The 26,387-nt window shown below is 43.9% G+C and carries 21 protein-coding genes; 15 read left to right on the forward strand and 6 right to left on the reverse strand.

Translation table 11 applies throughout. The annotated features are described in order from the left end of the window. Nucleotides 1-11 precede the first annotated feature (11 nt). Entirely contained in the window at nt 12-1,217 is a 1,206-nt protein-coding gene (locus tag ACETMN_RS15215; RefSeq protein ID WP_179198522.1) for a benzoate/H(+) symporter BenE family transporter, read from the forward strand. A 25-nt stretch (nt 1,218-1,242) separates the two neighbouring features. Beyond that, complete coding sequence (glyA, locus tag ACETMN_RS15220; RefSeq protein ID WP_091016327.1) at nt 1,243-2,487, forward strand: serine hydroxymethyltransferase; 1,245 nt, start codon at nt 1,243-1,245, stop codon at nt 2,485-2,487. 135 nt (nt 2,488-2,622) lie between these two features. Here glyA and ACETMN_RS15225 read toward each other — a convergent pair whose 3' ends face one another. Further along, nucleotides 2,623-3,243, reverse strand: coding sequence for an NAD(P)-dependent oxidoreductase (locus ACETMN_RS15225; protein WP_091016325.1), 621 nt, complete (start codon nt 3,241-3,243; stop codon nt 2,623-2,625). 45 nt (nt 3,244-3,288) lie between these two features. Beyond that, a complete protein-coding gene (locus tag ACETMN_RS15230; protein ID WP_091016324.1) occupies nt 3,289-4,719 on the reverse strand; it encodes a PLP-dependent aminotransferase family protein in 1,431 nt (476 codons plus the stop codon). 285 nt (nt 4,720-5,004) lie between these two features. Between ACETMN_RS15230 and ACETMN_RS15235 the strand changes: the two genes are divergently transcribed. The 4 genes from ACETMN_RS15235 (at nt 5,005) to ACETMN_RS15250 (ending at nt 10,130) form a co-directional block, all read left to right on the forward strand. Continuing rightward, complete coding sequence (locus ACETMN_RS15235) at nt 5,005-7,110, forward strand: serine hydrolase domain-containing protein (RefSeq protein WP_179198521.1); 2,106 nt, start codon at nt 5,005-5,007, stop codon at nt 7,108-7,110. 343 nt (nt 7,111-7,453) lie between these two features. Then, a complete protein-coding gene (locus tag ACETMN_RS15240) occupies nt 7,454-8,902 on the forward strand; it encodes an amino acid ABC transporter substrate-binding protein/permease (protein WP_091016320.1) in 1,449 nt (482 codons plus the stop codon). Continuing rightward, the gene (locus ACETMN_RS15245; RefSeq protein ID WP_091016318.1) at nt 8,895-9,623 is read left to right on the forward strand and encodes an amino acid ABC transporter ATP-binding protein; all 729 of its coding nucleotides are present in this window, start codon (nt 8,895-8,897) and stop codon (nt 9,621-9,623) included. The genes ACETMN_RS15240 and ACETMN_RS15245 overlap by 8 nt, the downstream gene beginning before the upstream one ends. Nucleotides 9,624-9,755: 132 nt before the next feature. Further along, a complete protein-coding gene (locus tag ACETMN_RS15250) occupies nt 9,756-10,130 on the forward strand; it encodes a hypothetical protein (protein ID WP_091016317.1) in 375 nt (124 codons plus the stop codon). 83 nt (nt 10,131-10,213) lie between these two features. Here ACETMN_RS15250 and ACETMN_RS15255 read toward each other — a convergent pair whose 3' ends face one another. The 3 genes from ACETMN_RS15255 to ACETMN_RS15265 all read right to left on the reverse strand — a co-directional run bounded on the left by ACETMN_RS15255 (nt 10,214) and on the right by ACETMN_RS15265 (nt 13,122). Continuing rightward, nucleotides 10,214-11,494, reverse strand: a complete 1,281-nt coding sequence (locus ACETMN_RS15255; RefSeq protein ID WP_091016315.1) for a glycoside hydrolase family 27 protein — start codon at nt 11,492-11,494, stop codon at nt 10,214-10,216. Nucleotides 11,495-11,602: 108 nt separating this feature from the next. After that, the gene (locus ACETMN_RS15260) at nt 11,603-12,484 is read right to left on the reverse strand and encodes an AraC family transcriptional regulator (RefSeq protein ID WP_091016313.1); all 882 of its coding nucleotides are present in this window, start codon (nt 12,482-12,484) and stop codon (nt 11,603-11,605) included. Between the two features lie 26 nt (nt 12,485-12,510). Beyond that, the gene (locus tag ACETMN_RS15265) at nt 12,511-13,122 is read right to left on the reverse strand and encodes a TetR/AcrR family transcriptional regulator (RefSeq protein ID WP_091016311.1); all 612 of its coding nucleotides are present in this window, start codon (nt 13,120-13,122) and stop codon (nt 12,511-12,513) included. 138 nt (nt 13,123-13,260) lie between these two features. On the opposite strand from ACETMN_RS15265, the gene ACETMN_RS15270 reads away from it, so the two are divergent. The 4 genes from ACETMN_RS15270 to ACETMN_RS15285 all read left to right on the forward strand — a co-directional run bounded on the left by ACETMN_RS15270 (nt 13,261) and on the right by ACETMN_RS15285 (nt 16,916). Continuing rightward, a complete protein-coding gene (locus ACETMN_RS15270) occupies nt 13,261-14,022 on the forward strand; it encodes an alpha/beta hydrolase (protein WP_091016308.1) in 762 nt (253 codons plus the stop codon). Between the two features lie 199 nt (nt 14,023-14,221). After that, the gene (locus ACETMN_RS15275; protein ID WP_091016306.1) at nt 14,222-14,656 is read left to right on the forward strand and encodes a ribonuclease domain-containing protein; all 435 of its coding nucleotides are present in this window, start codon (nt 14,222-14,224) and stop codon (nt 14,654-14,656) included. A 14-nt stretch (nt 14,657-14,670) separates the two neighbouring features. Beyond that, nucleotides 14,671-14,946 (forward strand): barstar family protein, encoded by a 276-nt coding sequence (locus ACETMN_RS15280; protein ID WP_091016304.1) that lies wholly within the window; start codon nt 14,671-14,673, stop codon nt 14,944-14,946. A gap of 275 nt (nt 14,947-15,221) precedes the next feature. Further along, complete coding sequence (locus ACETMN_RS15285; protein WP_091016303.1) at nt 15,222-16,916, forward strand: ABC transporter substrate-binding protein; 1,695 nt, start codon at nt 15,222-15,224, stop codon at nt 16,914-16,916. 137 nt (nt 16,917-17,053) lie between these two features. Here the strand turns inward: ACETMN_RS15285 and ACETMN_RS15290 are convergent, their stop codons facing one another. After that, nucleotides 17,054-17,917 (reverse strand): AraC family transcriptional regulator, encoded by an 864-nt coding sequence (locus ACETMN_RS15290; protein ID WP_091016301.1) that lies wholly within the window; start codon nt 17,915-17,917, stop codon nt 17,054-17,056. 163 nt (nt 17,918-18,080) lie between these two features. Between ACETMN_RS15290 and ACETMN_RS15295 the strand changes: the two genes are divergently transcribed. From ACETMN_RS15295 to ACETMN_RS15315, 5 genes are all read left to right on the forward strand, one after another. Continuing rightward, nucleotides 18,081-19,598 (forward strand): glycoside hydrolase family 43 protein, encoded by a 1,518-nt coding sequence (locus ACETMN_RS15295; RefSeq protein ID WP_091016299.1) that lies wholly within the window; start codon nt 18,081-18,083, stop codon nt 19,596-19,598. Between the two features lie 7 nt (nt 19,599-19,605). Next, nucleotides 19,606-21,156 carry a glycoside hydrolase 43 family protein gene (locus ACETMN_RS15300; RefSeq protein ID WP_091016298.1) on the forward strand — a complete coding sequence of 517 codons (1,551 nt, stop codon included), beginning with the start codon at nt 19,606-19,608 and terminating at the stop codon, nt 21,154-21,156. Between the two features lie 125 nt (nt 21,157-21,281). After that, nucleotides 21,282-22,961, forward strand: coding sequence for an extracellular solute-binding protein (locus tag ACETMN_RS15305; RefSeq protein ID WP_091016296.1), 1,680 nt, complete (start codon nt 21,282-21,284; stop codon nt 22,959-22,961). A gap of 48 nt (nt 22,962-23,009) precedes the next feature. Further along, entirely contained in the window at nt 23,010-24,776 is a 1,767-nt protein-coding gene (locus ACETMN_RS15310) for a sensor histidine kinase (RefSeq protein WP_411736418.1), read from the forward strand. Beyond that, nucleotides 24,761-26,386: a response regulator gene (locus tag ACETMN_RS15315; RefSeq protein ID WP_091016293.1), complete on the forward strand. Its 1,626-nt coding sequence runs from the start codon at nt 24,761-24,763 to the stop codon at nt 26,384-26,386. Before ACETMN_RS15310 ends, ACETMN_RS15315 begins: the two co-directional genes overlap by 16 nt. Nucleotide 26,387: the final 1 nt, after the last annotated feature.

The following is a 26,387-nucleotide window of genomic DNA, read 5'->3' on the forward strand; positions in this document are numbered from 1 at the left end:
TAGTGTTAAATATGAAGACAGCATCCCCTTCGTTACGTGGCCGTGATTTGATATCGCCTATGATCGCCGCTTTAATATCCGTAATTGTGAATTACGGGGGTACGTTTATTCTTGTTTTTCAAGCTGCAAAACTGGCTGGTTTAAGCCCGGAAATGACCGCTTCCTGGATTTGGTCCATCTCGATTGGGGTAGGAGCGACAGGAATTTGGCTCAGTTATCGGTACAAGGAACCGATTATTACAGCCTGGTCTACACCGGGTGTGGCGTTTCTCGTTTCAGCATTAGCGGTAACCCCTTATCCAGAAGCTATTGGCGCTTACATGATTTCAGCAGTCGGATTTATTATTTTAGGTTTGTCAGGCATGTTTGAACGTTTCGTTCGACTTATTCCCCCAGGCATCGCTTCCGGATTGTTAGCTGGCATTTTACTACAGTTTGGTATTTCGGCCTTTGGAGGGGCGAAGGTAGATCCTTTGCTTGTGATTGTACTGTTTGCAGGCTATATCGTGCTAAGAAGGTTTACTTCCCGTTACGCCATTGTTGGCATATTGGCAATCGGTTTGATTTATTTGATATGTATGGGGAAAACAGACTTCAGTACGATCCAATTGGCTGTAGCATCGCCTGTATTTGTTGTTCCAGCATTTTCGTTAAATGCTTTACTTGGCGTTGCGTTACCGCTGTTCATTATTACCTTGACAGGGCAGTATATGCCCGGAATGCTTGTTCTGCGTAATGATGGATTCAAGACAAGTGCCAATCCTATTTTAGCTGTAACAGGTTTGGGTTCGCTTCTTGCAGCCCCATTCGGATCACATGCTTTTAATGTGGCAGCTATTACAGCAGCGATTTGTACAGGGAAAGATGCACATGAGGATTCAACGAAGCGGTATATTGCAGGTATTGCTTGTGGTGTTTTTTATATTTTTGTCGGCATTTTTGGCGTAACATTGGCTGCTCTGTTTTTGATTCTTCCTGCTACTTTTATTGCAACATTAGCGGGATTGGCCTTGCTTGGAACCATCGGTGGCAGTCTTGCCAATGCATTAACGGACCCTAAGGGACGTGAAACTGCTTTGATTACGTTTTTGGCCACAGCAGCGAATGTGACTTTGCTTGGTGTGGGTGGTGCATTTTGGGGACTGTTTGCAGGAATGATGGCACATCTACTGATGAATAGTAAATTTCCCAAAAAACAATTTGGAACGAATAAATAACCGTAATATTGAGAGGAAGATGTTCATGAAACATTTGGAGAAGCAAGACAAAGTAATAGGAATGGCTGTCCAGCAAGAGCTTGGAAGGCAGCAGGATACGATAGAACTGATTGCATCAGAGAATTTTGTAAGTCAAGCTGTGATGGAAGCAACAGGTTCGGTATTGACCAATAAATATGCGGAGGGGTATCCGGGCAGAAGGTATTATGGCGGATGTGAGCATGTCGATACAGTCGAAGAGATAGCAAATAGCCGCCTTAAAGCACTTTTTGGCGCTGAACATGCGAATGTGCAGCCTCACTCCGGTTCTCAGGCTAACATGGCAGTATATTTTGCCTCGGTTGAGATTGGGGACACAATACTTGGCATGAATCTATCCCAAGGTGGTCATCTAACACACGGAAGTACTGTTAATTTTTCAGGTAGGTTTTACAATTTTGTTCCATATGGTGTCGATGCACTGACGGGCCGCATAGACTTTGACGAAGTACGTAAACTTGCTTATAAGTATCGTCCACGCATGATTGTTGCAGGTGGAAGTGCATACCCGCGGACCATTGAGTTTGAATTATTTGCCCAGATTGCCGCCGAAGTGGGAGCTCTTTTCTTTGTAGATATGGCGCATATAGCAGGAATTATTGCGGCAGGTTTGCATCCTAACCCGGTACCGCATGCCCATTTTGTTTCAACTACCACACACAAGACCTTACGAGGACCACGAGGGGGAGCCATTTTGTGCCGGGAGTCGTGGGCAAAGACGATTGACAAAGCTGTATTCCCGGGGACTCAGGGCGGGCCATTCATGCACGTTATCGCGGGGAAAGCGGTGGCATTAGGTGAGGCATTGCAATCCGATTTCACAACATATATTGAAGGTGTTCTGAATAACGCCAACGTATTGGCAGAAACTTTGATGAATGAAGGGCTCACCCTTGTATCGGGTGGAACAGATAATCATATTGTGTTGGTTGACTTACGAACTATGGGCCTTACAGGCAAAGAAGCCGAAGTTTTACTGGATGGAGTAGGGATTACGGCGAATAAAAATGCAATCCCTCACGATACGGCAAGTCCTTTGATTACAAGCGGTATTCGTTTTGGAACTCCGGCTATGACTTCAAGAGGGCTTGGAGCCAGGGAAATGAAAGAAATTGCTCAGCTGATAGGGCTTGCTTTCAAAAATCCAAAGAGTTCGAAGGTGAAAAATCAGATATTAGGCAGTGTCCGCGAAATCACTTCGCAATTCCCTCTATATGAAGGACTTAAATAGCTCAACAGCAGACACAAATAGAGCCTGCAATTGTTCCTAATGGATAACAGTTGCAGGCTCGTAAATTGCCTGTTTATATTGAAACTTACTTTTTTGAACGAAGAGATATACCTTAATTGAGATTTAGGAGACACCCTAGTAGGCTATGCCTACACGTGACTGTACATACTCATCAGACATTAATTGTTGATAAGCAAACTCTGCCGTATCGATTACAGATATTGAAGTTCCACCGTCAGGCAAGTAGTCGCGCTCAACCCGGTACTTATCGGGGGATTCTCCATCAAATAAGTAGGTAGGACACACGATGGTCCATTCTAACTTTGAAGCTTTGAGAATGTTGTACATCTCCAGATGCTCTTCAGCTGCTCGCGTGGACTTACGTTTGGACTCAGGGGATTGAAAACGAAACAAGCCAGGATCCGTTCGACTTTCCAGTATTCCTGCTGTACCAATGGTAATGATTCTTTTGATACGCTCCTGAGCCATAGCCTCAACAATATGTCTCATGGATTGCGATAATGTAGTCGTTCCATCGGTACTTAAGGAACTAACAACGAGATCAACACCCTGTATGGCGTGATGAATATCCTCTTTGACTAAAGCGTTTCCTTGATGCAGAACGAAATTGTCATCGCTGATTTGTAGCTTTTCCGGGCTTCTAACCAGTGCAGTTACATGATGATTGGAACGTAGGGCATTAGAGAAGAAATGATTTCCAACCCGTCCGGTGGCTCCTAACACTAAAATTTTCATTACAAAAAACATCCTTTCGAATCCGATTGGAGAGCATGTTCTCCATCATAATACAATCTTTGCAAGCCGGCGTATGCCGTCCTCAATCTGCTCCTCATCCACTTTCGCAAAACCTAATATCCATCCTTTTCGATGACTCTCCAAGCAATACCTACTAAGTGGATACACTCGTACACCTTGATCAAGGGCGGTATTCGTCAGCGCTTCTTCGTCAAATGACGTTTCAGATTCCAGAAGCATATGTAATCCCGTCTCCACACCACTTAATGTAAATCGTGAGCCTAGCCCTGAAGCAACAATGGCTTTGGTCATGACTTCGTGTCTACGTCGATATATGTTCCGAACTCTTCTCATATGGCGCATAAAATGACCACGCTCAATAAAATGAGTTAGCGTTAATTGTTCCATAATCGGCAGATGACGATAGGTTAATTCATGAACTTGGGTAAGGCGATTGATGGCTATTTTGGGACCGATGATAGCGGATAGTCGAATGCCTGGTGCAACCATTTTGGAAAAACTCATCATATAAAGCGTATTCTGAGGTTGTTGACTAAATATAGTTGGAAGTGGATCTCCACGGTACCTAAATTCGCTATCGTAGTCATCCTCAACAATCCAATATCGATGATGAGCTGCCAAGTGCATCAATTGTTGCCTGCGTGGCTCCGACATAATAACGCCAACGGCGCATTGATGAGAAGGTGTGACAAATACAAGTTTCGTCTGTGGGTGAATATGATCTACACTTAATCCATACTCATCGACTGGAATGGGATCGACTTGCATCCGGCGGTATTTCATCGCCATCCAAGCGGCAGGGAAGCCGGGATCTTCTACGGAAACTCTGTCTCCCTCACTTAAGAGTGCCTGGGCAATTAAATCAATGCTATGTTGAGCACCTGAGGTTAACAAGATTTGATCCACATCGATATGAATGCCTCGTTCAAGTGACAAATAACGCTGAATCTGTTCTCTTAACGCCAGTAATCCTCTGGCATCGCCATAAGCCCATATATCCAGATTGGGTTCAGTGGAAGCTTGTAAAAAGGATTGCCTCCAGGCTTTTGTGAAACTTTCATCCAGATAAGGTTCGTGGGGATTAAAATCGATTTCTATTTTGCGATTGTCTCTATTGCCAAACCAACTATGCAGATGACCAATCGATTTGTTTAGTGTAGGCAGTTCGGGCGGAATAGGTCCTTGCATCGTGACGTCTTCTGATGAACGAGGTGCATAAGTCCAATCACTAACCCTAGTCCCGGCTCGTCGGGAGGTTACCGTATACCCTCGGCTGAATAATTCCTCGTACACAATCTGTATGGTTGAGCGTGAAACACCAATTAATTGAGCAAGTTCGCGTGAGGGGAGTAGCAATTCGCCTGGTTGCCATTTCCCGGTTGTAATATTATGAATCGCTTGATCCAGAAGTTGCTGCCAGATCGGGCGTTGGTCATTCCGATTAACTTTTAGCATTGCTTCAACTCCATTACTCATGCTGAATTATGGATTGCATTATTTATGTACTTAGCCATGTTATTGGCACTCCATTGATTGATATACCATTATAGCAAAAGTTTAATTTGTAAACAAAACAAAAGCTGGACTAAAGCGATTTATACCGTGTGTCCAAGCTATTTGGGTTGATCCTGCTTGGTTCATACTCGATTCATATTCAAGCCACAGACAGTTCATCTTCTTCGGTTACACTACGGGAGTACTAACACAGAGATTCCTAATCCATAGACTAGACAGGAGAAGATGAGATTGACACGAAAGAAACGAACAACGATTGCCGCCATAACCTTGGTGTTTGCGATGATGTCCCCAATGTCGGCCATGGCCACATCCGCTATCAGTAAAGGTAGTAGCCCTACGTATGATCTAACTAAAAAGGCAGTAAGTGCAAAGGCCAAGGTACTCACTGAATCATACGCTACGACAAGTGTGCAGTACGCACTGATGGAGAATGGTGAGATTGTGATCACCGGTCAGGCAGGCAAAAATGACCTGAAAAACAACATCCCGCTTTCTTCAGATACCATGTATGGCATTGGTTCAACCAGCAAAATGATGCTCACAACCGCCGTTATGAAGCTCGTTGACCAAGGCAAGATTGATCTCGATGAGCCTGTCGTGAAGTATATTCCGGACTTTAAAATGAAAGACAAGCGTTACCAACAAATTACACCACGCATGTTACTGAATCATTCATCCGGACTTCTCGGAACATCAAGTAACAGTGCAATATTGTTTGGAGATAATGATACCTATGCACATGATACGTTACTGGAACAATTGGGAACGCAACATCTGAAGGCCGATCCTGGCGCATACTCGGTGTATAGTAATGATGGTTTTACATTAGCAGAAATTCTGGTTGAGCGCGTCAGCGGCATGAGTTTCACCACTTTCATGCACCGTTACATAACGGAACCACTTGGGATGGATCATACTAAAACACCGCAGGATATTGTGGACCTTAGCCAGATGGCAGCAACATATTCCCCGTCACAAGAGGAGAAACTTCCATTAGAGACTACAAATATGATTGCCTCAGGAGGCATCTATTCCACCGCTCAAGATCTGGTTCAGTTCTCGAAAATCTTTACAGGTGAGGTTGAAGGTGTTCTTTCGAAGGAATCCGTAGAGGCCATGGAACAGGAAGAATACAAGAGAGGCATGTGGCCGGAAGAAGGGGATTCATCCATTGGCTATGGCCTGGGGTGGGATAGCGTGAACCTGTTTCCTTTTAATGATTACGGCATCCAGGCAATAAGCAAAGGTGGCAATACGATAACCTATCATTCCTCATTGATTGTGTTACCGGAATATAATATGGCTGCTGCCGTAACCTCTTCGGGTGGTCACAGCTCAACGGATCAATTGCTGGCAACTGAACTGTTGCTTGGTGCGCTTGAGGAAAAGAATATTATTCCAGAGCGTAAGCCGGAGAAGTCACATGGGGCACCTGTAAAAACAACCATGCCGAAGGAACTTACACAGCATACGGGTACGTATGGCAGTGGTGCAAACATGTTAATGAACTTGACCGTGAAGGATGGCGGACAAATGACGATATCTTATCTGTCGTCTCCTAACAGAACTAATCAGACATATACTTACAGTGCTGATGGCTCATTCATTAATGATGAGGGTACGGAAAAGCTCAAATTCGTTCAGGAAGTCAACGGAAACACATACTTGTGGTCTCGCTCGTATCAGTCTGTTCCCGGACTTGGACAAGTTGCTTCTTCGGAATATAAGGCAGAAAAGCTTGAAACTAATGAATTGTCTGCAGAAGTAAAGGCCGCATGGCAGAAACGGGAAGGCAAAGCGTACGTGTTGGTCAATGAAAAATACACATCAACTTTGTACAATGTAGCCATGCCGATCATTCCCATTCATACTTTTAATGAGCTGCCTGGTTATATCTACACCAATAAAATCACTGGGGCTAACCAAGCCGTAAACCAATTGCAAATTCCTGGATTAGCCGGACGTGACACGATGGAGTTCAATTTCTATGAGGAAAATGGCGTGGAATACGTTACAGCTGGAGGCAATGTCTACGCTGCTCAAGAAATCATAAAACCGATCTATGCGGGAAGACAATCGAAGACAACAATTCAAGCAAATGGTCATGCTACATGGTTTGCGATTCCGGCATCTGTCGCCGGTAAAGAAATGGCGGTCAAGATGTCTGCAAACAGCGCATTTGCTGTATACAACCAAGCGGGCGTAGGCATTAATCATACAGTGGTCAGTGGACAAAACGAAATTGTATTGCCTGAGAACGGAACCATTGTGTTCGCGGGTGAAGCTGGTTCGAAGTTCGAGATTGTATTGACAACCAGAGCAAATTAATAGATGATAAAAAAACTGTACAACAAAAAGTCGCGGAAATCGCGGCTTTTTTGAGTTTTAAATTTTAAATAATACGTTTTAAAGTAAATGCACTTTTTTCAGATTCGCGATGTAATATTGGGTTTCGTAAAGCTTACCTAAAGGGTAAGTATGAAGAGGGCTTTTACTGGTTGGAAAAAAATGATGGAGGAAAATGTTGCAAGTGGAAAGGCAAAGCATTGATTGTTAATATACAGTAAATAATAACAATCAAATATGTAGAAGATCGACAAAAAGTTTAATAGCAATACCGATTCCAAAGAAAATAATGATTATTCGGACAACACCGAGACGGGGAGGACACATGAAAACAACGAAGATTTCATTTTTTATACTTTCACTGATGCTGCTCCTGGTGAGCGGTCTATCAGGGTGGGCGGGGGAAGCCGCTGCAACATCCAATTCCGGTAAGACCTATGTTATTGGAACTGATGTCACATTTGCTCCATTCGAATATGAAGATGAGAATGGTGATTTTGTAGGTATCGATATGGATTTGCTGGATGCCATCGCCAAAGACCAAAATTTCAAGTATCAAATCAAAGCTTTGGGTTTTAATGCAGCTGTACAGGCACTTGAAGCCAATCAGGTTGATGGTGTCATTGCAGGGATGAGTATTACGGATGAAAGAAAAGCAAAATTTGATTTTTCCGATACTTATTTTGAATCAGGTGTCGTTATGGGGGTTAGTGCCAACAATGACACAATCAAAAGTTATGAAGACCTTCGTGGACAAAAGGTAGCTGTAAAAACCGGAACAGAAGGGTATAGTTTTGCAGAGTCCATTGCTTCGGAGTATGGATTTACGATCGTTCCGTTTGATGAGTCCTACCAAATGTATGAAGATGTAAAAACCGGTAATTCCGTAGCCTGCTTTGAAGATTATCCTGTGCTGGCTTATGGCGTCAATCAGAATAACGGATTGAAAATTGTTACAAAAAAAGAAGAAGGGGCTCCTTATGGATTTGCAGTAAGCAAAGGGAAAAACCAGGAGCTTCTGGAGATGTTTAATACAGGTCTAGCCAATATCAAAGCTAATGGTGAATATAAGCGCATTACCGAGAAATATCTTGGTGAGAACGCTCCGACGGTTGCTAATCAGAGTCGTTGGGAGCTCATTCAGAAATCTCTTCCTGCACTTTTTAAAGGTCTCGGAAACACACTTATATACACAATTGTGTCCCTGTTCTTCGCGTTTATCATCGGTCTGATTTTCGGATTTATGAAAGTGGGACAGAACAAATTCCTTCGTGGTGTTGCCACCGTATTTGTGGATATTTTCCGCGGTATTCCGTTGATTGTCCTGGCATTCTTTATCTATTTCGGGATTCCACAGGCGATGGGTTTCACAATGCCATTGTTCTTGGCGGCTATTCTGACACTTAGTCTGAATGCAGGGGCGTACGTAACCGAAATTATCCGAGGCGGGATTCAATCGATTGATCGTGGTCAGATGGAAGCTGCCCGTTCATTGGGACTTCCTTATCGCAAAGCAATGATTAAGATTGTCATTCCGCAAGCAGTGCGTGTTATGATTCCGTCCTTCATTAACCAGATGGTTATCACGCTGAAGGATACGTCCATCTTATCCGTTATTGGTCTCGTAGAGCTGACACAATCGGGTAAAATTGTAATTGCAAGAACGTTCTCCTCTTTTGACATTTGGTTAACGGTTGCTGTTATGTATCTGATTGTTATCATCACACTGACCAAAATTGCTGATTATCTGGAGGTGAAGGTTCGTCGTGGCTAAAATTAAAGTTGAAGGTTTGAAAAAAAGTTTCGGCACAAATCAGGTTCTTAAGGGAATTGATGTGGCTGTCAGCGAAGGTGAAGTGGTCTGTGTCATCGGGCCTTCCGGTTCAGGAAAAAGTACTTTCTTGCGCTGCATCAACCAATTGGAAGATATCACAGCTGGTCGAGTTATCGTGGATGATCAGGATCTCAATGATCCTAAAACCAACATTAATAAAGCACGTGAAAATATCGGCATGGTGTTTCAACATTTTAACTTATTCCCTCATTTTAACGTCTTGAAAAATATAACGTTTGCGCCAAGAGAATTAGGGGTTTTAAACGCAGAAGAGGCTCGAAAAACAGGTCTTAGCCTACTCGATCGTGTCGGGTTGTCTGATAAAGCGGATAGTTTCCCCAGTCAACTCTCGGGCGGACAAAAACAACGTGTAGCTATCGCTCGTGCGCTTGCTATGAATCCGGACGTTATGTTATTTGATGAACCAACTTCGGCGCTCGACCCTGAGATGGTAGGAGAAGTCCTTGGTGTTATGAAGGACCTCGCGAGCGAAGGCATGACGATGATTATTGTTACTCATGAGATGGGTTTTGCACGTGAAGTAGCTGATCGTGTCATCTTCATGGACGGTGGTTATATTGTAGAGCAGGGTACCCCTGAACAGATATTTGGAAATCCGAAGAATGAACGGACGATCAGCTTTTTGGAGAAGGTACTCTAGAACTGATCAAGACTATACAGTTATCACATTGAAAGTCGCTAGTTTTAGCGGCTTTTTTTGTTATATTTATGAGGTGATTTAATTTAATATATTTGAATACCAAATAAAGCAAGAGAGAGAGGTTAGCACGCTATGGAAAATGTGTCACAGGAAGACAAACTGGAATCCATCAAAGCCTTTCAATCAACCATCCGCAAATCGGAGAATGCTTTAGTGAATATGACTCAGAAAAGTACTAACACAACATTGCTACAGAAACGTCTCCAAGCTTTTTACATTGGTCTAGCACTGTTGGATAAACAGTGGAATCAAAAAGCTCATTCATACACCAAGGAAGATATAGCAGAAGCCCGACTTGTCTTAATTGGATTGTTTCCATCCCTTGAGAACATGTATGCCAAGGCCAAAGAAGGTAGCCCTCAAAAGACTCTTCTGGAAAGAAGGATTAAAGCATTTCATCTGGCCGTTCAAGCCATGGATACATATAGACTATCGAATGGAAACTGAATGTAATCCATTCTAGCGATGAACATGAAATGAGAGAGAGGTCTGTCTAATGAACGACGGACCTCTCTTTTTCTTTTGCAAGCTTAGGAAAAGCGATAAAGACGCACACCATGTGATGGCACAGTCGTAAATAAGGAATTCTCTGTAAATTCAGCTGCTTCTCCGCTCCACAACTCCGTACCTTCGATAATGCCGGACAGTCCGACCTTATCAAAAGACAGATCCACGGGAAGAGATTTCTCTCCTGTGTTAAATACAGCGACGTAAGAGGAACCATCCGCATGCTGGGCAGTCCACACAATAAGATCGTCTTTGCGTAAGGCTTCTTTGGCTCCATAACTCTCGCGATGCATTCGCAGAACCTCACGATTGGTTAGCAGGGACAGCGTCCAGTCATCGTTATCTCGCAGTTCACCACCAAAAATGAGCGGGGAACGGAAGATGCTCCACAGTGACATCATCGTCAACTGCTCGTCAGGTGTGAACCGAGTCCAGCGATCTGCTCCACCACCGTCTACAGAACGGATACCGATATGACCCAAAGGCAACATATCACAGTCTGGCCAGCAGCCTGCTTGGGGAACGCCCTGCCACGTCCGGCAGCGGTCGAACATATCCAATAACAGCGGCCAAAGGTCCCAGAAATCGTCCGTGACACGCCACATGTTGGCATGATCAGCCAAGAATTCTGAGTATTCTACTGGAGCAGGGCCAGGAGAGAGACTTAGTACCATGGGCCGACCGGAGCGCGCAATCGCTTTGGATATCATCTCGATCTCAGGCTGATGGGTATCGTAGAGCCTGGAAGCAGCAATATCGTCTACTTTCACCAAGTCAACGCCCCATTGTGCATACAGTTCAAAGAGCGAATCGTAATAGGCCTGCGCGCCTTCTTTTGAGCTATCGATACCGTACATATCTGTGTTCCATGGACAGATGGAGTTTGGATGAGCAATGTCGCGCGCAGTGGAGGTTGAACCCAGGATCGGAGTAGCCGCATGTGCAGCTTGACGTGGAATACCACGCATGATGTGAATCCCAAATTGCAGTCCAAGACTATGAACGTAGTCGGCTAACGGCTTAAATCCCTGTCCACCTGCAGCGGAGGGAAACCGATTCTCAGCAGGCATAAGCCGTGAATATTCATCCATGATTAGTGGAACGAATGGACGATATTGCGAAGAATTGGCCAAAGGCTCGTACCATTGAATGTCGACCGTAATATAGGTCCAGCCGAAGTCTTTAAGATGTTCTGCCATGTACTCCGCGTTGCCACGAATTTCGTCTTCCGTAACGGCCGCGCCGTAACAATCCCAACTGTTCCAGCCAAGCGGTGGAGTTGATGCTGCAAGCGTATGATTCATGGGAATACTCCTCTACTGATTAATTATTGCTCTCGCTAAATTCATCATAATAAAGGATTTTATTAATATCTACAGTAATGTTGAGTGTGTAATAGCAAAATATTGCGGTTAGTCGAAGAATAATTTACGGTATACAAGGCTTTCACCGCCGCTTCGAAATTCACCTGGCGTAACCCCAGTTATACTGCGAAAAGCTTTGATAAAATAACTTCCACTGGAATAACCAACTTGTTCGGCGATGACTTCAATGCTAAGAGTAGTTCCGCGCAGCAGTTCGAAAGCTTTCTCGGTACGTACACGGGTCAGATAAGCACCTGGAGTCAAGCCTGTACTGGAGGAAAAGCGACGTATAAAGTGATATTTGGAAAGGGAAACATACTCGGCAAGGTGATCAATACTGATCATCTTGGAGTAATTGTTCTCTATGTATTCAACGGCTATTTGAATGTTTTCAGACCAATTCTCCCTGTTGCGTAATGTTGTTTTCTGTAAGCGGGTCAATTCTGTCATGAACTGATATACACTGGATGATGCGATCAGAGGATCAGTGATCCTGCCTGCCGCCGCATCAGTCACGATCATCCGCAACAATCGGATGGGTGTACAATCAGCGGGAAGATAGGGAACTTCTCCAGCTTCCCGAAGGAATTTTCGCCAATGGGGCAGAATAAGAGTTGGCCTGAACAGCAAGAATAGAAACTCCCAAGGCTCTTTTGATGTTGAATGGTAGTAATAGCGATGTTCTCCCGGAATTTCTGCCAAAAAAGCTTGTCCTGCGGTAATATGATGAATGCGATTATTCGACTCAAATACACCTTCACCCGAAATGGTATATTGGAATAACAGGAGAGGCCCGTCTGAACGTTCGAGTCCATCCCAATGATAGGCCGGATCGGTTACTGAATCACTTCCAGCCGCATAGAGTACGCACAGTTGGAGCTCTTTGTCTTCGGCGAATCGAAACCCATACGTTCCTCTAGGGATATTCATGTCAGCTCTCCTTGTTGCCCTGAATTTTATTGCGCTCCGCGAATGAAAATTTCTACTAGCTTTTGGCCCAATGAAAGATTGGAACCATATTTATGCAGGTTATCTTCCCGATTACCCATTAACATCAATGTCGAGAAGGTCTCTGCAAGGAAAAATGGATCGTCCGTTCGCAGTCTGTTTTCATCCATTGCCCGTTGGAAATGGGAGGCTAACACTTCGTGAATCAGATGCTCTGCGTTGCGTATATCCTGAATTTGAGCTGGTTCAAGAAAAGGTTCAGCTTCTCTCAGCATGGTTTCAATCTCTGCATGTGGATTAGCCAGTCTGGCCTCTGCCAAACGCACAAGTCCCGACTCCAGATTCTCGGCTTGATCAAGGATATGCGAGGTTAACCGGCTCACATTTTGTAACATCGATGTAAAGGCAACCTTAAAAAGCTCTGGTTTGCTGGTGAAATGATAATAAATGGTTGGTTTTGACACGTTACATGTTTTACCAATTTGCTGGAGTGTGACTGTTTCGTAGCCGTACTCCATGAATAGCTTTGAAGCTGTATGAATAATCGTTTGCTGAACTGAGATATCGTCATCGCCATGTTTGGGTCTTCCAGGCAAACGTTTGTGTGATTTTTCTGTCATTGGACTTCCCTCCATGAATAGTTTATGACAAATAACGATGGTTAGCAAAATCATCTTGTAATTATACTTACCGGTAAGTATAATTATGAAGAGTTAAAAAAGACATATCATTATCCTCATACTAAGGTGGTTTTAAGGTTGAAAACAGCACAACGTACAAACAAATGGAAAAAGATAATCATGTGGACGATCTTGTCCATCGTGATCATTGTGGCTGGAGTGCTCGTATATCTCAATTCGGTTACGTATAGTCCTTCTGAACGAGCTGAAGCGGCAATAACAAGTGACGCTCAGGTTACTGTCACCAAGTTGAAGGACGGTTACCGGTTTGAACCCGTGAATACAAAGGTAACCGAACCGAATATTATTTTTTATCCAGGAGGTCTAGTCAAACCTGAAAGTTATTCTCCACTTGCTAGAGAAATGGCAGAACAGGGACACCGCGTTTATATCGCTATCATGCCAATGAACTTGGCGATTTTCGGTCAGAACAAGGCAGATTCGTTTATCGAGGAACATCCTAACGAAGCTTTTATAATTGGCGGACATTCATTGGGAGGGTCATTCGCAGCACGGTATGCTACGGAGCACAATGAAAAGCTGGCAGGCGTCTTTTTCCTGGCTTCCTATGCAGATGATGGGGGGAGCTTAAAGAATACGAACTTGTCTATTTTACAGATTACAGGCTCGAATGATGGGGTGCTTAACAGGGAATCCTGGGAAAGCGCCAAAGCAAACCTTCCAGAAGACACGACTTATGTAAGTATTGAAGGTGGAAATCATGGTCAATTTGGCTCATACGGTATGCAAAAAGGAGATAATCAGCCTAAAGTTACAGAAGAGAAGCAGTTGGAAGAGGTTGTTGTAGCGTTGGAGAACTGGATGGATCGATTCAAATAAGATCATAAATGAATGTGTTGAATGGTAATGATCCGTGGTACGATTAAAGTCGCTATTTTAGCGGCTTTTTTTAGTTGAAGGATATGGTTGTGCCTCAATGGAGAAGGGCTAACTTCTTATATTGATTGAATTTCGGTTCAATGATAGGCTTAAAAACGAAGACACAGCAAGAGCAAGAACATTCAAAGGAGAAAAGATTATGTTTTTCAGAAAATTTGTTTACACGTTAGTGATTGTCCTCGCTGCATTAATGTTCTCGGGTTGTACATCAGAGTCTGTGCTGGATATCGGATCACCTCAAGTATCAGAGGATATGGGATTTGATGAAGTTGCCAATTATATCTCGGAGCATCATGAACTCCCACCGAATTACATTACCAAGAAAGAGGCCAGGGAATTGGGCTGGGAGCCAAGTGAAGGGAATCTACATGAAGTCGCTCCAGGCAAAAGCATCGGCGGCGATGTGTTCGGTAACCGGGAAGGGCTACTCCCCAGCAAAAAAGGCCGGATATGGTATGAAGCTGATATCAATTACTCAGGAGGACGGCGCGGAAGCGACCGAATTCTATACTCGAATGACGGTTTAATCTACCAGACGACAGATCATTACAAGTCATTTGAACAGTTAAAATAAACGGAGGTCATGATATGAGCAATATTCAAATTGACGGATACCACATTCACAGCAAGGAAGAGTTGCATCAAGTGCTCCAGAACCAGCTTGAGTTAGACGAGAACTACGGAGGCAATTTGGACGCGCTGTGGGATGTCTTGACTGGGGCTGTAAGCATGCCGCTTACTGTTCAATGGCTTGGTTTCGAGAAAAGTAAAGAAACTCTTGGTGATTACGCAGATCAAGTCATGGAATTGTTGCGAGATGTGGAAGCGGAAATCCAAGGTTTTACGTTGGAATTATATTACTGAAAAGTATGTTAGATGTTATGAGGCGATGGGCAACCATCGCTTTTTTGGTCTTCACATTTTACTGAGATTCATGTCTAGATCATGCTATTTTTATGGCTTAATAATCAAGGTTGGGGTTATTAGACTTCCTTATACTTTAAGCATGGAATAGGTTAGGCAGGAGTGTAGTCGTACATTACCGATTGAATATGTAAGCGTATACCACTTCTGAACGAACCATCTTTAATGTCTGGATTGGTTATTACGACTAACACCATTTAGGGGGCAGAAAAATAATGAGAGCCGTTTCAAAAATGCTAGGAGCATGTCTCGTAACAAGTGTTGTACTGGTTTCCGTCGGTTGCGGAAACGCTACAGAGAATTCAGAATCGAATACCAGTGACCCTAACAGCCCGATCACGTTTACCTTCTTCGGTGCGGATGCAAGTCCCAACTGGAACAATATGCAGGATGCTGTAGGGAAGAAAATTACGGAAGAAACGGGTGTAACCATCAATGCAGAATTCGATATCTCAAGCGGGGGAGGAAACGACCGTATATCCCTTATGGCCGCAAGCGGTGATTACCCGGATCTGATCTTTCCTAAAGGCAACTTAAGCAGACTTGTTGATGCTGGTGCAATGATTGATCTGACGGATCTGATCGAAGAACATGCACCCAATTTGAAAAAGATATACGGTGAGCATTTTAATCGCTTGAAATATAGCAATGAAGACCCATCCATATACTGGATTCCAACGAATGGTGCGGTCGATCAAGAAAGCTTCGATGCGACAAATGGTGCTGCTATTCAGCATCGTGTCGTCAAAGAGCTTGGGTACCCCGAGATCAAAACCTTGGAAGATTATGAAAATGTCCTCCGAGAGTATTACAAGAATAATCCAACGACAGATGATGGCCAACCGACAATCCCGCTGACACTCAGTGCAGATGGATGGCGCCGTATGATTACCGTAACTGATCCGGCAGTCATGGCTACGGGAGGACCTGGGGATGGTGAATATTTCATTAACCCTGACACATATGAAGCTGTTCTTCATTATAAGCGTCCTGAAGAGAGGGAATATTTCCGTTGGTTAAACAAAATGTATAATGAAGGTCTGGTGGATAAAGACAGTTTTGTTCAAAAAGATGATCAATATAAGTCCAAGATCGCCAGCGGACGTGTTCTATCCGTGCTTGATCCACTTTGGGGATTTAGCGATGCGGAAAATGCTTTGAAAAGTGCAGGCAAGGACGATATGACTTATGGCTTCTATCCGGTAACGCTGAACGACAACTTCCAGCGCAAAGATTTTCAGGATATCGGCTTTGATGGATATGGTATCGGCATAACTGTTGATGCTGAAGACCCGGTTCGGGCCATCAAATTCCTGGATTGGCTTTCTTCTGAGGAAGGTCAAGTGTTGAGAAATTGGGGTATCGAAGGAGAACATTACGTTGTGGAAGACGGAGTTCGCAAAATACCGGCAGATATTCAGGAACGTAAAAACAAAGACAATAGTACATTCAGCAAAGAAACCGGTATCAACTTATACACCATTTTTGGCGCTCATTATGGAGATGGTGTCAAAGATTCAACGGACAACTATTATACAACCAACTATCCTGAGCAGATCCAGGAAGGTTATTCTGATATAGAAAAAGAAACTCTGAAAGGGTACGGTATTACAACCTGGAAGGAGTTATTCCCTAACGGAGATGAGTTCCCGGTGAAAGAGTGGGGCGCAGCTTATAATATGCCGATTCCTACGGATAGCGGAGACTATAATGTGGTGTATCAGAAGACACAGGATATTATCCAGAAACGGATCGCGGAAGCAATTACATCCTCTCCAGCTGCCTTTGAAGACATATATGATAATATGATTGCAGAACTTGATGCTGCGGGCGCTGTAGCCATGGAAGAGCAGTATACAAAGTGGATTAAAGAACGTGTTAGTCTGTGGTCTGGCAAAGAGATCAATTAACGGATGGACATGATCTCGTTAACAGTTTAATACAGATTAAATATGTATACCAAGCAAATGAAGAAAAAGAAAAACATCGAGCCATCCTGCATGGCTTGATGTTTTTTGCTTTTTGTTGCATTATCTTGTCGTTATCATCATAATATTTCGATTGCATCACGTCGTTGTTTGCTATATTTGCCTGGAGAAGTGCCGACCATTTTGGTAAAACTGCGAATGAAGTTAGCATAGTCACTAAAGCCAGATTGAAAGCAAGCATCCGTAATACTCATTCCTTCAGACAGGTGGAATTTGGCCCGTTCAATCCGACGACCCAAAATGTAGGAACGAATCGTCAATCCGGTATGCTTTTTGAATTGTCTACTGATGTATGTGCTGTTCATATAGAACACTTCGGCAAGTTTGCGAAGTGTAATGTCTTGATTTAGATGTGTTTCAATATAATCCATGGTTTCACGAACCAGTTCAGGCATAATGTCATTGGGAACAAAGGAATTGTTATGAAACCAGACGTTAATCATGACCAACAATTGGGCTACGGCTGCATTTATTTTGATATCGGTGCCATAAGCATCGGAAGCAAGCAATCTTTCCAGTTCGTTCGTACATTGCAGCATCTGCTTCAAGTTATACTCGTCTAGATGCACGATGTTGCCTGTTCCTTTGGGGCGATGATCAAAACATGATGATAGATTGGTTGATGGTGTGGAAAGCTGAAATAGATATGTTTTTTTGAGATTAATTGTAATTCGCTCATACTCAGATTCATCCAGAATAAAGGCTCGGTGCATCTCCTCGGGTGACATCACTAGCAAATCCCCCCGCTGCAGATGATAACATCGATTTTCTACATAAAAGTGAACGTTGCCACGAAGAAACAGGTAGATCTCGTATGCATTATGGCGATGATAGATCGTTTCCAGCTTATACGTTGTTACGCGGTGCAGATATAAGAGCTCAGGCTGGATGGGATCATAAAAACATTCAGAGGATCCACTCATGAAGTACCTCCCGTCATTTCACGCAATAAATAGAGCGGTTAACGCAATGAAATTGTACTCAGCTTACCTTAAAATGTAATCATCCTATCATGATACCTTTTGTATTGCAAACGCTTTCTCTTTATAAAGTACAACTAAAAACGATTATAGGGGGATTTTTTCGATGAATCATCATTCTACACCACATGCTGGTGAGCAAAAGCAAACCCAAGCTGCCAATCTGGAGAGTATCCCAGGGGAGATTGGAAAGCTTCATCCCAACGGTAACCCTCTGGTGGCTCACAAATTCGGAGCCGATCCCTATGCTTTGGTATTTAACAATCGAGTCTACTTATACATGACTAGTGATAAGCTGGAATATGATAAGGACGGTCTTCCTCAGAAAAACAGTTACAGTTCAATCAACAAGATTACGGTCATTTCTTCGGATGACTTAATCAACTGGACCGATCATGGGGAGATCAGAGTTGCTGGACCTCAAGGCGCTGCAACATGGGCTTCGCAATCCTGGGCGCCGGCAGCTGCTCATCGAACCTTGGATGGCAAGGACTGTTTCTTTCTTTATTTCGCCAACAATGCCAGTGGAATTGGTGTATTGTCTGCACCAACACCTATTGGTCCATGGATAGATCCGATAGGCAAAGCACTTATTACAAGAGAAACTCCGGGAGTGGAGGAAGTAACCTGGTTGTTCGATCCGGCTGTAATCGTAGATGATGATCATCAGGCCTATATATACTTCGGTGGTGGTATTCCGCAGGGGAAACCAGAAAGACCTGATACGGCAAGAGTTATGCGATTGGGAGACGATATGACCAGCGTTGTTGGTATAGCAAAGGTGATTCAGGCGCCTTATATGTTTGAAGATGCAGGGATACATAAATATAATAATAGTTACTACTTTACGTATTGTTCCAATTTTGTTGAGGGTAATCGGCCAGAGGGCAGTCCACCACCCGGTGAAATTGCATATATGACCAGTGTTCAGCCGATGGGGCCATGGACATATCAGGGAACGTTGCTCCAGAATCCGGGCCACTTTTTTAATGTTGGCGGCAATAACCATCATGCTATATTCCAACTGGCCGATCAGTGGTACATTGCCTATCATGCTCAGACATTAAGCCAGGCTATGAATATTCCCGATGGTTACCGTTCAACACATCTGAATCGAGTCGAGCATGATGAGGCCACGGGTAAGATCCAGAAGGTACATGCAGATTATCAGGGCGTAGATCAAATCAAGTGCTTCAATCCTTATGAGTGGGTAAGCGGTTCGACGATTGGATGGAGCAGCAGAGTAACAACAGAGCAATATCTTGACGCTACTGAGATATCTGCATCCGATTCGAATATCATGTCCGCTAAGCTGCAAAACGACAGTTGGATAGCTATATCCAAGGTCGACTTTGAAAGTGAAGGACCCACAACCTTTACAGCCATTATTGCGAATCAAGGAAGCGAAGGCACGTTGGAACTTCGGCTTGATCGTGCAGACGGACCGTTAATTGCCGAAATCATTGTTCCGCCTGCGACCGGATCTCTTCAATGGATGGAACTAACAACGAAAGTTACGGGTGCAAAAGGTGTGCAAGATTTGTATATTAAGCTTAAGAATTCAACCGACAGCTCCATCATCCTTTTAAGAGAATGGAAGTTTAACAGAAAAAATGAGGTGTAATTGAAACATGTATCCAAATCCGATTATTTGGGCTGATTACCCGGATCTTGACGTTATTCGTGTAGAGGACACATATTATATGGTTAGTACGACCATGCATATGATGCCGGGATGTGTCATCCTGCGTTCATATGACCTGATCCATTGGGAAGTAGCGACATATGTATACGACACATTGGACGATACACCTGCACAGCGGCTGGTGGATGGTCAGCACATTTATAGCAAAGGCATGTGGGCTGCATCGCTCCGCTATCATCAAGGGATGTTCTATGTGATCTTTGTGGCGAATGATACCCGAAAAACATACTTGTACACGTCACCCACCATCTCGGGAGTGTGGAAGAAACAAGTAGTCGAAGGGTTTTACCATGATTGCTCCTTATTTTTCGACGATGATGAACGAGCATATCTTGTCTACGGGAATACCGAGATCTATCTGACCGAATTAAGCTCTGATCTGTCCGGGCCGAAACCTGGCGGAGTGCATCGCTTGATTGTAAAAGACGAGCAGCCTCATCACCTTGGTTATGAAGGAGCACATTTCTACAAGATTAATGGGAAATATGTTGTATTCCTGATTCATATAACGAAAGCTACCGGACGGAGAACGCAGGCGTGTTATACGGCAGACTCTCTGGAAGATGTCTTCACTGGTGAGGAAGTATTCAATGACGATATGGATTATTTCAATTCAGGTGTGGCTCAGGGAGGTATCGTGGATACGCCGGATGGGGACTGGTATGCAATGCTGTTTCAGGATCATGGGGCTGTTGGCCGGATTCCTGTTTTGGTTCCGCTCCATTTTGATCAAGGTATACCGGTCTTCGCAAGCAAAGCACCGATGCAGATTGATATCCCGAGCACTAGACCTGAACACCGTTATAAACCGTTAATAGGTAGCGACAGTTTCAATTATGCAGCTGAAGAAGATGGAAGAATACGCCTCCGCGATTTTTGGCAGTGGAATCATACACCTAATGATGAACTTTGGTCCGTCACAGAGAAACCAGGAGTTTATCGTGTTCGAACTGGACAGATCAGCCCTAATCTGACATTCGCCGTCAACACACTAACCCAGCGTTCAATGGGGCCCGCTTGCGAAGCAATCGTTACACTTGATGGCAGCCGTCTGAATAATGGCGACTATGCCGGGTTGTGCTTTCTGATTGGTTCATACGGCATGATCGCTCTTACGAAGCAGGATAGCAAGTTTTACTTGGTCATGCATGCTAGAAATAGTGAGGACTCAACCATATTTGGTAATCTTATTGACCAGGAGCCAGCCACTGAACATGAACGTATCCCGGTATCAGATCCAGTCGTTAAACTAAAAGCATTCGGAAATTTTGAGAATAATCTGGATGAATGCTCTTTTGCCTATTTCGATGGGGTGGAATGGAGAGATATCGGGATTGTCCATAAAATGGTATATAAACTCGATCATTTTATGGGTTGCCGAACGGGGTTGTTTGCATATTCAACTCAAATGGTTGGCGGAACAGCTGACTTTTCGAATTTTGAATATCGTGTGATTAATCCTGATGAGAAACAATGAAATATGTAAAAGCCGCCCAACGGCGGCTTTTCGTATTCAATGATTACAAGTTGTTGTACAATGATATGGATTCATAATGGACAGAGAGAAGACAGTTGTTTAAACCGAACTGGGGGCATGTCGTCATGTATAAGAGATGTCTGGACATAACAAAATGGACTTTTATTCTGTTCCTAGCTGTGTCGATACCAGCAGGTCATACCGAAGGAAATTCCAAACAACCTCATCCGCAGCCAGATGGGCAACAGATGAAACTTCCCGCTACGTTTGAGAGGTATTCTCCTCCTATTGTGGTCTCTTTTGTCAGGGAAACCGGAGATGACCTCGAGCGCATGATTAGCCAGTTGCCTGGTGAGACGATGCTGGATAATCGCTGGACTCGTTTGTACGAGAAAGAGTTAGGTATTCAAATTCACTATGACTGGATTGCTAATGGAGATGTATACAATCAGAAGCTGGGTGTATCTCTTGCTGCTGGACGTTTCCCGGATGTGGTAAAAGTAAATCCATATCAACTTAGACAACTGAGTAACGCTGGAATGATCGAAGATTTAACCCATGTGTACCAAGAGCATGCTTCACCACTTACGAAGAGCATATTAGAGGCAGAGGGCAGAGGAGCGTTTGATGCGGCAACCATAGACGGCCAACTCATGGCTATTCCTGAATCCTCTTCCTCCATTGAGACTGCGCAGTACCTGTGGATTAGAACCGATTGGTTGGAGAATCTGGGACTACGGCCGCCTGAAACGATGGAAGAGCTTCTTCAAGTTTCGAAAGCGTTTACAGAGGGAGACCCCGACGGGAATGGAGAGCAGGATACGTACGGACTTGCGCTAACCAACCATTTATGGGATCCAGTTATGGGAGCTGCGGGATTGATTTCTGGCTACGGTGCCTACCCTAATATATGGGTTAAAGATGCAGAAGGGAATCTCACTTATGGAGGTATACAGCCTGAAGTTCGCGAGGCTCTGAAAGCACTGCAAACATTGTATCGTGAAGGCCAACTTGACCCGGATTTCGGCTATAAAAGTGGAAGCAAGGCGTTTCGTCTGGTTCAGGACGGAAAAATAGGGATGCTCTACGGAGAACAGTGGACACCCTTTATGCTCCAGACCACCCGTGACACAGATACAGATGTAGAATGGCAGGCATACCCCATTGTTGCCAAGTCAGACCAGAGTCTGTTCGTACCGCTACGTTCCAATACCGGGCAATACTTTGCTGTAAAAAAGGGATTCGCTCATCCGGAGGTGGTTGTAAAGCTTATGAATCTGCATCTGGACATCAACTGGGGCGATCAGGCACAGTACGAAACATACTATAATGACGACTCCCGAGCTGTATGGATGCTTTCACCGGTGACTCCATTTCCCGGTAATAAAAACATAGATGCATACAAACAAATTCGTGATGCCAGAAGCACAGGAGACTTCTCGGCTCTGGAGAATGAAGCTCTCGCCATTCACAAGCGCATTGTGGCCTATGAATTGGAAGATGTAGAGAGCGGCTGGGGCTGGAAACAAACCTATGGTCCTTCGGGTGCTTTTAGCATTGCAGATGCGTACGAGAAGAACGGTCAACTTCTCTATGATGAGTTCACTGGCGGCATTACAGACACCATGGTTGATCGACAAATTATTCTTCGAGATCTTCAGCTTGAAGCCTATATGAACATTATTCTAGGCAGGCCAATAGAAGAGTTTGATCAATTCGTAGAGAATTGGCGCAAGCTGGGGGGAGATCAGATCACATCGGAAGTTAACGCGTGGTTTCGCACCAGCAAGCCAAAGGAGCACTAATGTTCACTTTATTCATACAAGGAACCCACTCAGCCTTTGGCATTGGAGGTGAATGCATTGATCAAGATCCCTGCTAAATCATGGTTTAACAGTATATTTGCACGATTAATAATCACCTATCTGGTATTTGTGCTCCCCCTGATTCTCCTTGGAGTGTATCTGTATCATTGGAGTTATGACAATGCAAGCCAGGAAATATCATTGTCAACAGAGAGACGGTTAAACCAATATGTCCTGGAATTGAACAGAGAGATGGAATGGATGGAATTACAGCAGTTTGATATCGTTGAGGATCGCAAATTGAATCGTCTGGCTATTCTCTGGGATATGATGGATCAGGTTGAGCGACGGGATACATTAAATTATCTGACTGAACGACTCGCTTCATTCAAGAATAGCACGGCTTATATCAAAAACGTATATGTACATATCCCTTCAGTTGGCAAAAGTATATCCGCGATCCAAGGTATCGATGATTTTGATAAAAGTTCATATGTATACTTCAGTTCAGGCATGCAAGGAAAAGGTACACGTTTCACGGTGAAAGAGGACACCCTGAACCACAGTGCCGTCAGACTGACGGGTACGAGAGGAGAGCCCCCGCTTTTTGTCATTCAAGTGGAGCTGAATACTGATCATTTTCAAAATGAACTTACACGACTTAATTTGTACCCGGAGAGTTCAACTCTCCTGATTGAGGACGTCACGGGGCATGCCATCACAGATAACCATCAAGCAAGTGTTATTCTCGCAAATTATCGTGAAAACAGTGTGAAAGGTACACTTGATGGCTTTCGGATGAAGGTGGGGGACACCATGTATCATGTTAGTCAGTTGCATATGGATTCTCTGGGCTTATCCGTAGCTACATATCTACCCGAGGCCATTGTCACCAAACCGCTTAGCAAGTTCTATCATTGGGCTTGGCTGTTTGCAATTACATCATTTGTTGCCATCACGGCGTATCTCTATTCAAGTTACAAGTTGATTCATATCCCGTTACTATTGTTGGTGAAAAGATTCAAAAAAATGGAGGGAGGCATGCTTGATGTCCCCATTGCACATAACCGAAAGGATGAATTCGGCTTCCTCTACACCCGTTTTAATCTAATGATTGAAAATCTTCAATCCCTTATCGATCGAGATTTTAAGAAAACACTGATGATGCAACGGGCCGAGTTGAAACAGCTCCAATCGCAGATTAATCCTCATTTTCTGTATAATAGCTTCTTTATTCTGAATTCACTGGCAAGGACAGGAGAAACCGAACGTATTGAGCAATTCACGAACATGCTTGGAGAGTATTTCAGGTTCATTACCCGGAATGAAACAGATCATGTGAAGTTGAAAGTGGAAGTTGAGCATTCACGAATCTATACAGAGATTCAACAATTACGATTCTCCAGACGAATCAAAGTTGATTTTGGGTCACTACCTGCTGAGATGGAACACATCAAAGTTCCCAGACTCATTATTCAACCCATTATTGAGAATGCCTACGAGCACAGCCTTGAAAAGAATTCGGACTCCGGTCTTCTAATTATTGGGTTTAATATGGAAGAGTCATATGCCGAGATCACCGTAGAGGATAATGGTAATGAGTTGGAAGAGCAACACATTCAATCTCTTCAACAACGCTTGCATAAGGACGGAGGTACAGACGAAATGACCGCGTTAATAAATATTCATCGACGTCTGGTCCTGACGTATGGAGAAGGAAGTGGCCTTTTCCTAACCAGAAGTGAACTGCAAGGGTTAAAAGTCACAATTCGAATCCAGTGGAAAGAGGGGGAAAACGAATGTATCGACTTTTGATTGTAGATGACGAGGAGATTATTACGGATAGTCTCTATGAAACGTTCGCCAGACATATACCCGACCAGCTTGATGTATGTAAAGCCTACTCTGCAACAGAAGCATTGTCCTGGATGCAACGGTCGAGAATTGACATTGTTCTAACGGACATCCGTATGCCGGGCATGAGTGGGTTGGAACTGACAGAGCGGATTCAAGCCAGTTGGCCGAATTGTCGCGTCATTTTTCTGACAGGACATAGCGATTTTGATTATGCATATCAAGCTTTTCAGATGGCTAATGTGCGTTACTTGCTCAAAACGGAAGGTTATGACAAGGTGATGTCAGTTGTAGAAGATGTGATGGAAGAGATCCGTCGAAGTTACAGCATGGTTGAGTTGTTGGAACATTCTCATAAAGTCAATTCGCAGCTTGCACTGATTCAGCAAAAAGAGTATTTACGGAAGTTACTTCAAGACTGTACAGCGGTTATAGATTCTACCATGGATATGCAGGACGAATTATCCAAACGAGATATAAGATTACAGATCAACTCGCCTGTTTATCTCATACTGGGTCGGTTCAATAATCTGCCAGAAAAAGGTTCGGACCTCACACAAGTCCAGGAATCTGTTCGCATTATCGGCTCTTCTCTGATGAATGAGCGTACAGTGTGTGCAAGTGTAACGGACCATTATGGGGATACGATCTGGCTGCTTCAGCCGAAGCAGGAGGAAGAGATGACTAATGATAAACTTGTGCGATTTCTAGAAGGTACACTGGAACTGGTACAGGAAGCATGCATGGTCTCACTCGGCGTATCCATTGCTTTTTCATTAAGTAGTCGAAGCTGTAATTGGTCCGAATTAACCAAACAATATGAACGTCTGAGATTACTCCAGTGGATGAAAATTGGGGATGGTGTATCCATGGTACTCACGGATCATCGTAATGATCTCTCATCTGATGTACCCAAAGAATCCATGCGGATCTCAAACCGGATCGAGATTATGTCAGGATATTTGGAAACGGGAAGAATTCAGCCATTTTACGATATATTTGAGGAGCTTGCAGGAGAACTGCTGCAACAGGAAATTACGATGGAACGTGCCATGGAGACATACTACAATCTGGCCTTATTATTGCATTCAACGATCAATCGTTGGGGTCTTCAACAGAAAATCCCGGATCAACGAAGCTTGCTGCACTTAGGGGAGTATACATGCATGAAGGATGCAGTACAATTTCTATATCGTGCTGCCGATGAACTAGTACGCTACAAAAGATCAAATGAACAGGAACGCGCTAACGTTGTCATTCATTCCTTATGCAGTTACGTCAAGGAGAACCTTGAGAAAGATCTTTCTCTGGTGAGACTGGCAGAACTTCATCATTTTAATCCATCCTATCTGTCCCGATTCTTTAAGCAGGAAATGGGAATAAACGTGTCAGAGTTTATTGACGACTGCCGAATACGGAAAGCCAAAGAATTGCTTCAGAACACAAATCTTATGGTGCGTGAGGTCGCACTTCAAGTGGGGTACGAGGCTGCCCATTCATTTACCCGACTTTTTAAGAAAATAACGGGAATGACTCCCCAAGAATACCGGGAATCCCTTTTGGTACGTTAAT

Origin of the sequence: Paenibacillus sp. M2 (assembly GCF_046713495.1) — a bacterium.
Taxonomy (GTDB): Bacteria; Bacillota; Bacilli; order Paenibacillales; family Paenibacillaceae; genus Paenibacillus; species Paenibacillus amylolyticus_B.

Bases quoted from the DNA above. Each gene is read 5' to 3' on its own strand.
- ACETMN_RS15215 (WP_179198522.1), top strand. From the start codon at position 12: ATGAAGACAGCATCCCCTTCGTTACGTGGCCGTGATTTGATATCGCCT.
- glyA (WP_091016327.1), top strand. From the start codon at position 1,243: ATGAAACATTTGGAGAAGCAAGACAAAGTAATAGGAATGGCTGTCCAG.
- ACETMN_RS15225 (WP_091016325.1), bottom strand. From the start codon at position 3,243: ATGAAAATTTTAGTGTTAGGAGCCACCGGACGGGTTGGAAATCATTTC.
- ACETMN_RS15230 (WP_091016324.1), bottom strand. From the start codon at position 4,719: ATGCTAAAAGTTAATCGGAATGACCAACGCCCGATCTGGCAGCAACTT.
- ACETMN_RS15235 (WP_179198521.1), top strand. From the start codon at position 5,005: ATGAGATTGACACGAAAGAAACGAACAACGATTGCCGCCATAACCTTG.
- ACETMN_RS15240 (WP_091016320.1), top strand. From the start codon at position 7,454: ATGAAAACAACGAAGATTTCATTTTTTATACTTTCACTGATGCTGCTC.
- ACETMN_RS15250 (WP_091016317.1), top strand. From the start codon at position 9,756: ATGGAAAATGTGTCACAGGAAGACAAACTGGAATCCATCAAAGCCTTT.
- ACETMN_RS15255 (WP_091016315.1), bottom strand. From the start codon at position 11,494: ATGAATCATACGCTTGCAGCATCAACTCCACCGCTTGGCTGGAACAGT.
- ACETMN_RS15260 (WP_091016313.1), bottom strand. From the start codon at position 12,484: ATGAATATCCCTAGAGGAACGTATGGGTTTCGATTCGCCGAAGACAAA.
- ACETMN_RS15265 (WP_091016311.1), bottom strand. From the start codon at position 13,122: ATGACAGAAAAATCACACAAACGTTTGCCTGGAAGACCCAAACATGGC.
- ACETMN_RS15275 (WP_091016306.1), top strand. From the start codon at position 14,222: ATGTTTTTCAGAAAATTTGTTTACACGTTAGTGATTGTCCTCGCTGCA.
- ACETMN_RS15280 (WP_091016304.1), top strand. From the start codon at position 14,671: ATGAGCAATATTCAAATTGACGGATACCACATTCACAGCAAGGAAGAG.
- ACETMN_RS15285 (WP_091016303.1), top strand. From the start codon at position 15,222: ATGAGAGCCGTTTCAAAAATGCTAGGAGCATGTCTCGTAACAAGTGTT.
- ACETMN_RS15290 (WP_091016301.1), bottom strand. From the start codon at position 17,917: ATGAGTGGATCCTCTGAATGTTTTTATGATCCCATCCAGCCTGAGCTC.
- ACETMN_RS15295 (WP_091016299.1), top strand. From the start codon at position 18,081: ATGAATCATCATTCTACACCACATGCTGGTGAGCAAAAGCAAACCCAA.
- ACETMN_RS15300 (WP_091016298.1), top strand. From the start codon at position 19,606: ATGTATCCAAATCCGATTATTTGGGCTGATTACCCGGATCTTGACGTT.
- ACETMN_RS15305 (WP_091016296.1), top strand. From the start codon at position 21,282: ATGTATAAGAGATGTCTGGACATAACAAAATGGACTTTTATTCTGTTC.
- ACETMN_RS15315 (WP_091016293.1), top strand. From the start codon at position 24,761: ATGTATCGACTTTTGATTGTAGATGACGAGGAGATTATTACGGATAGT.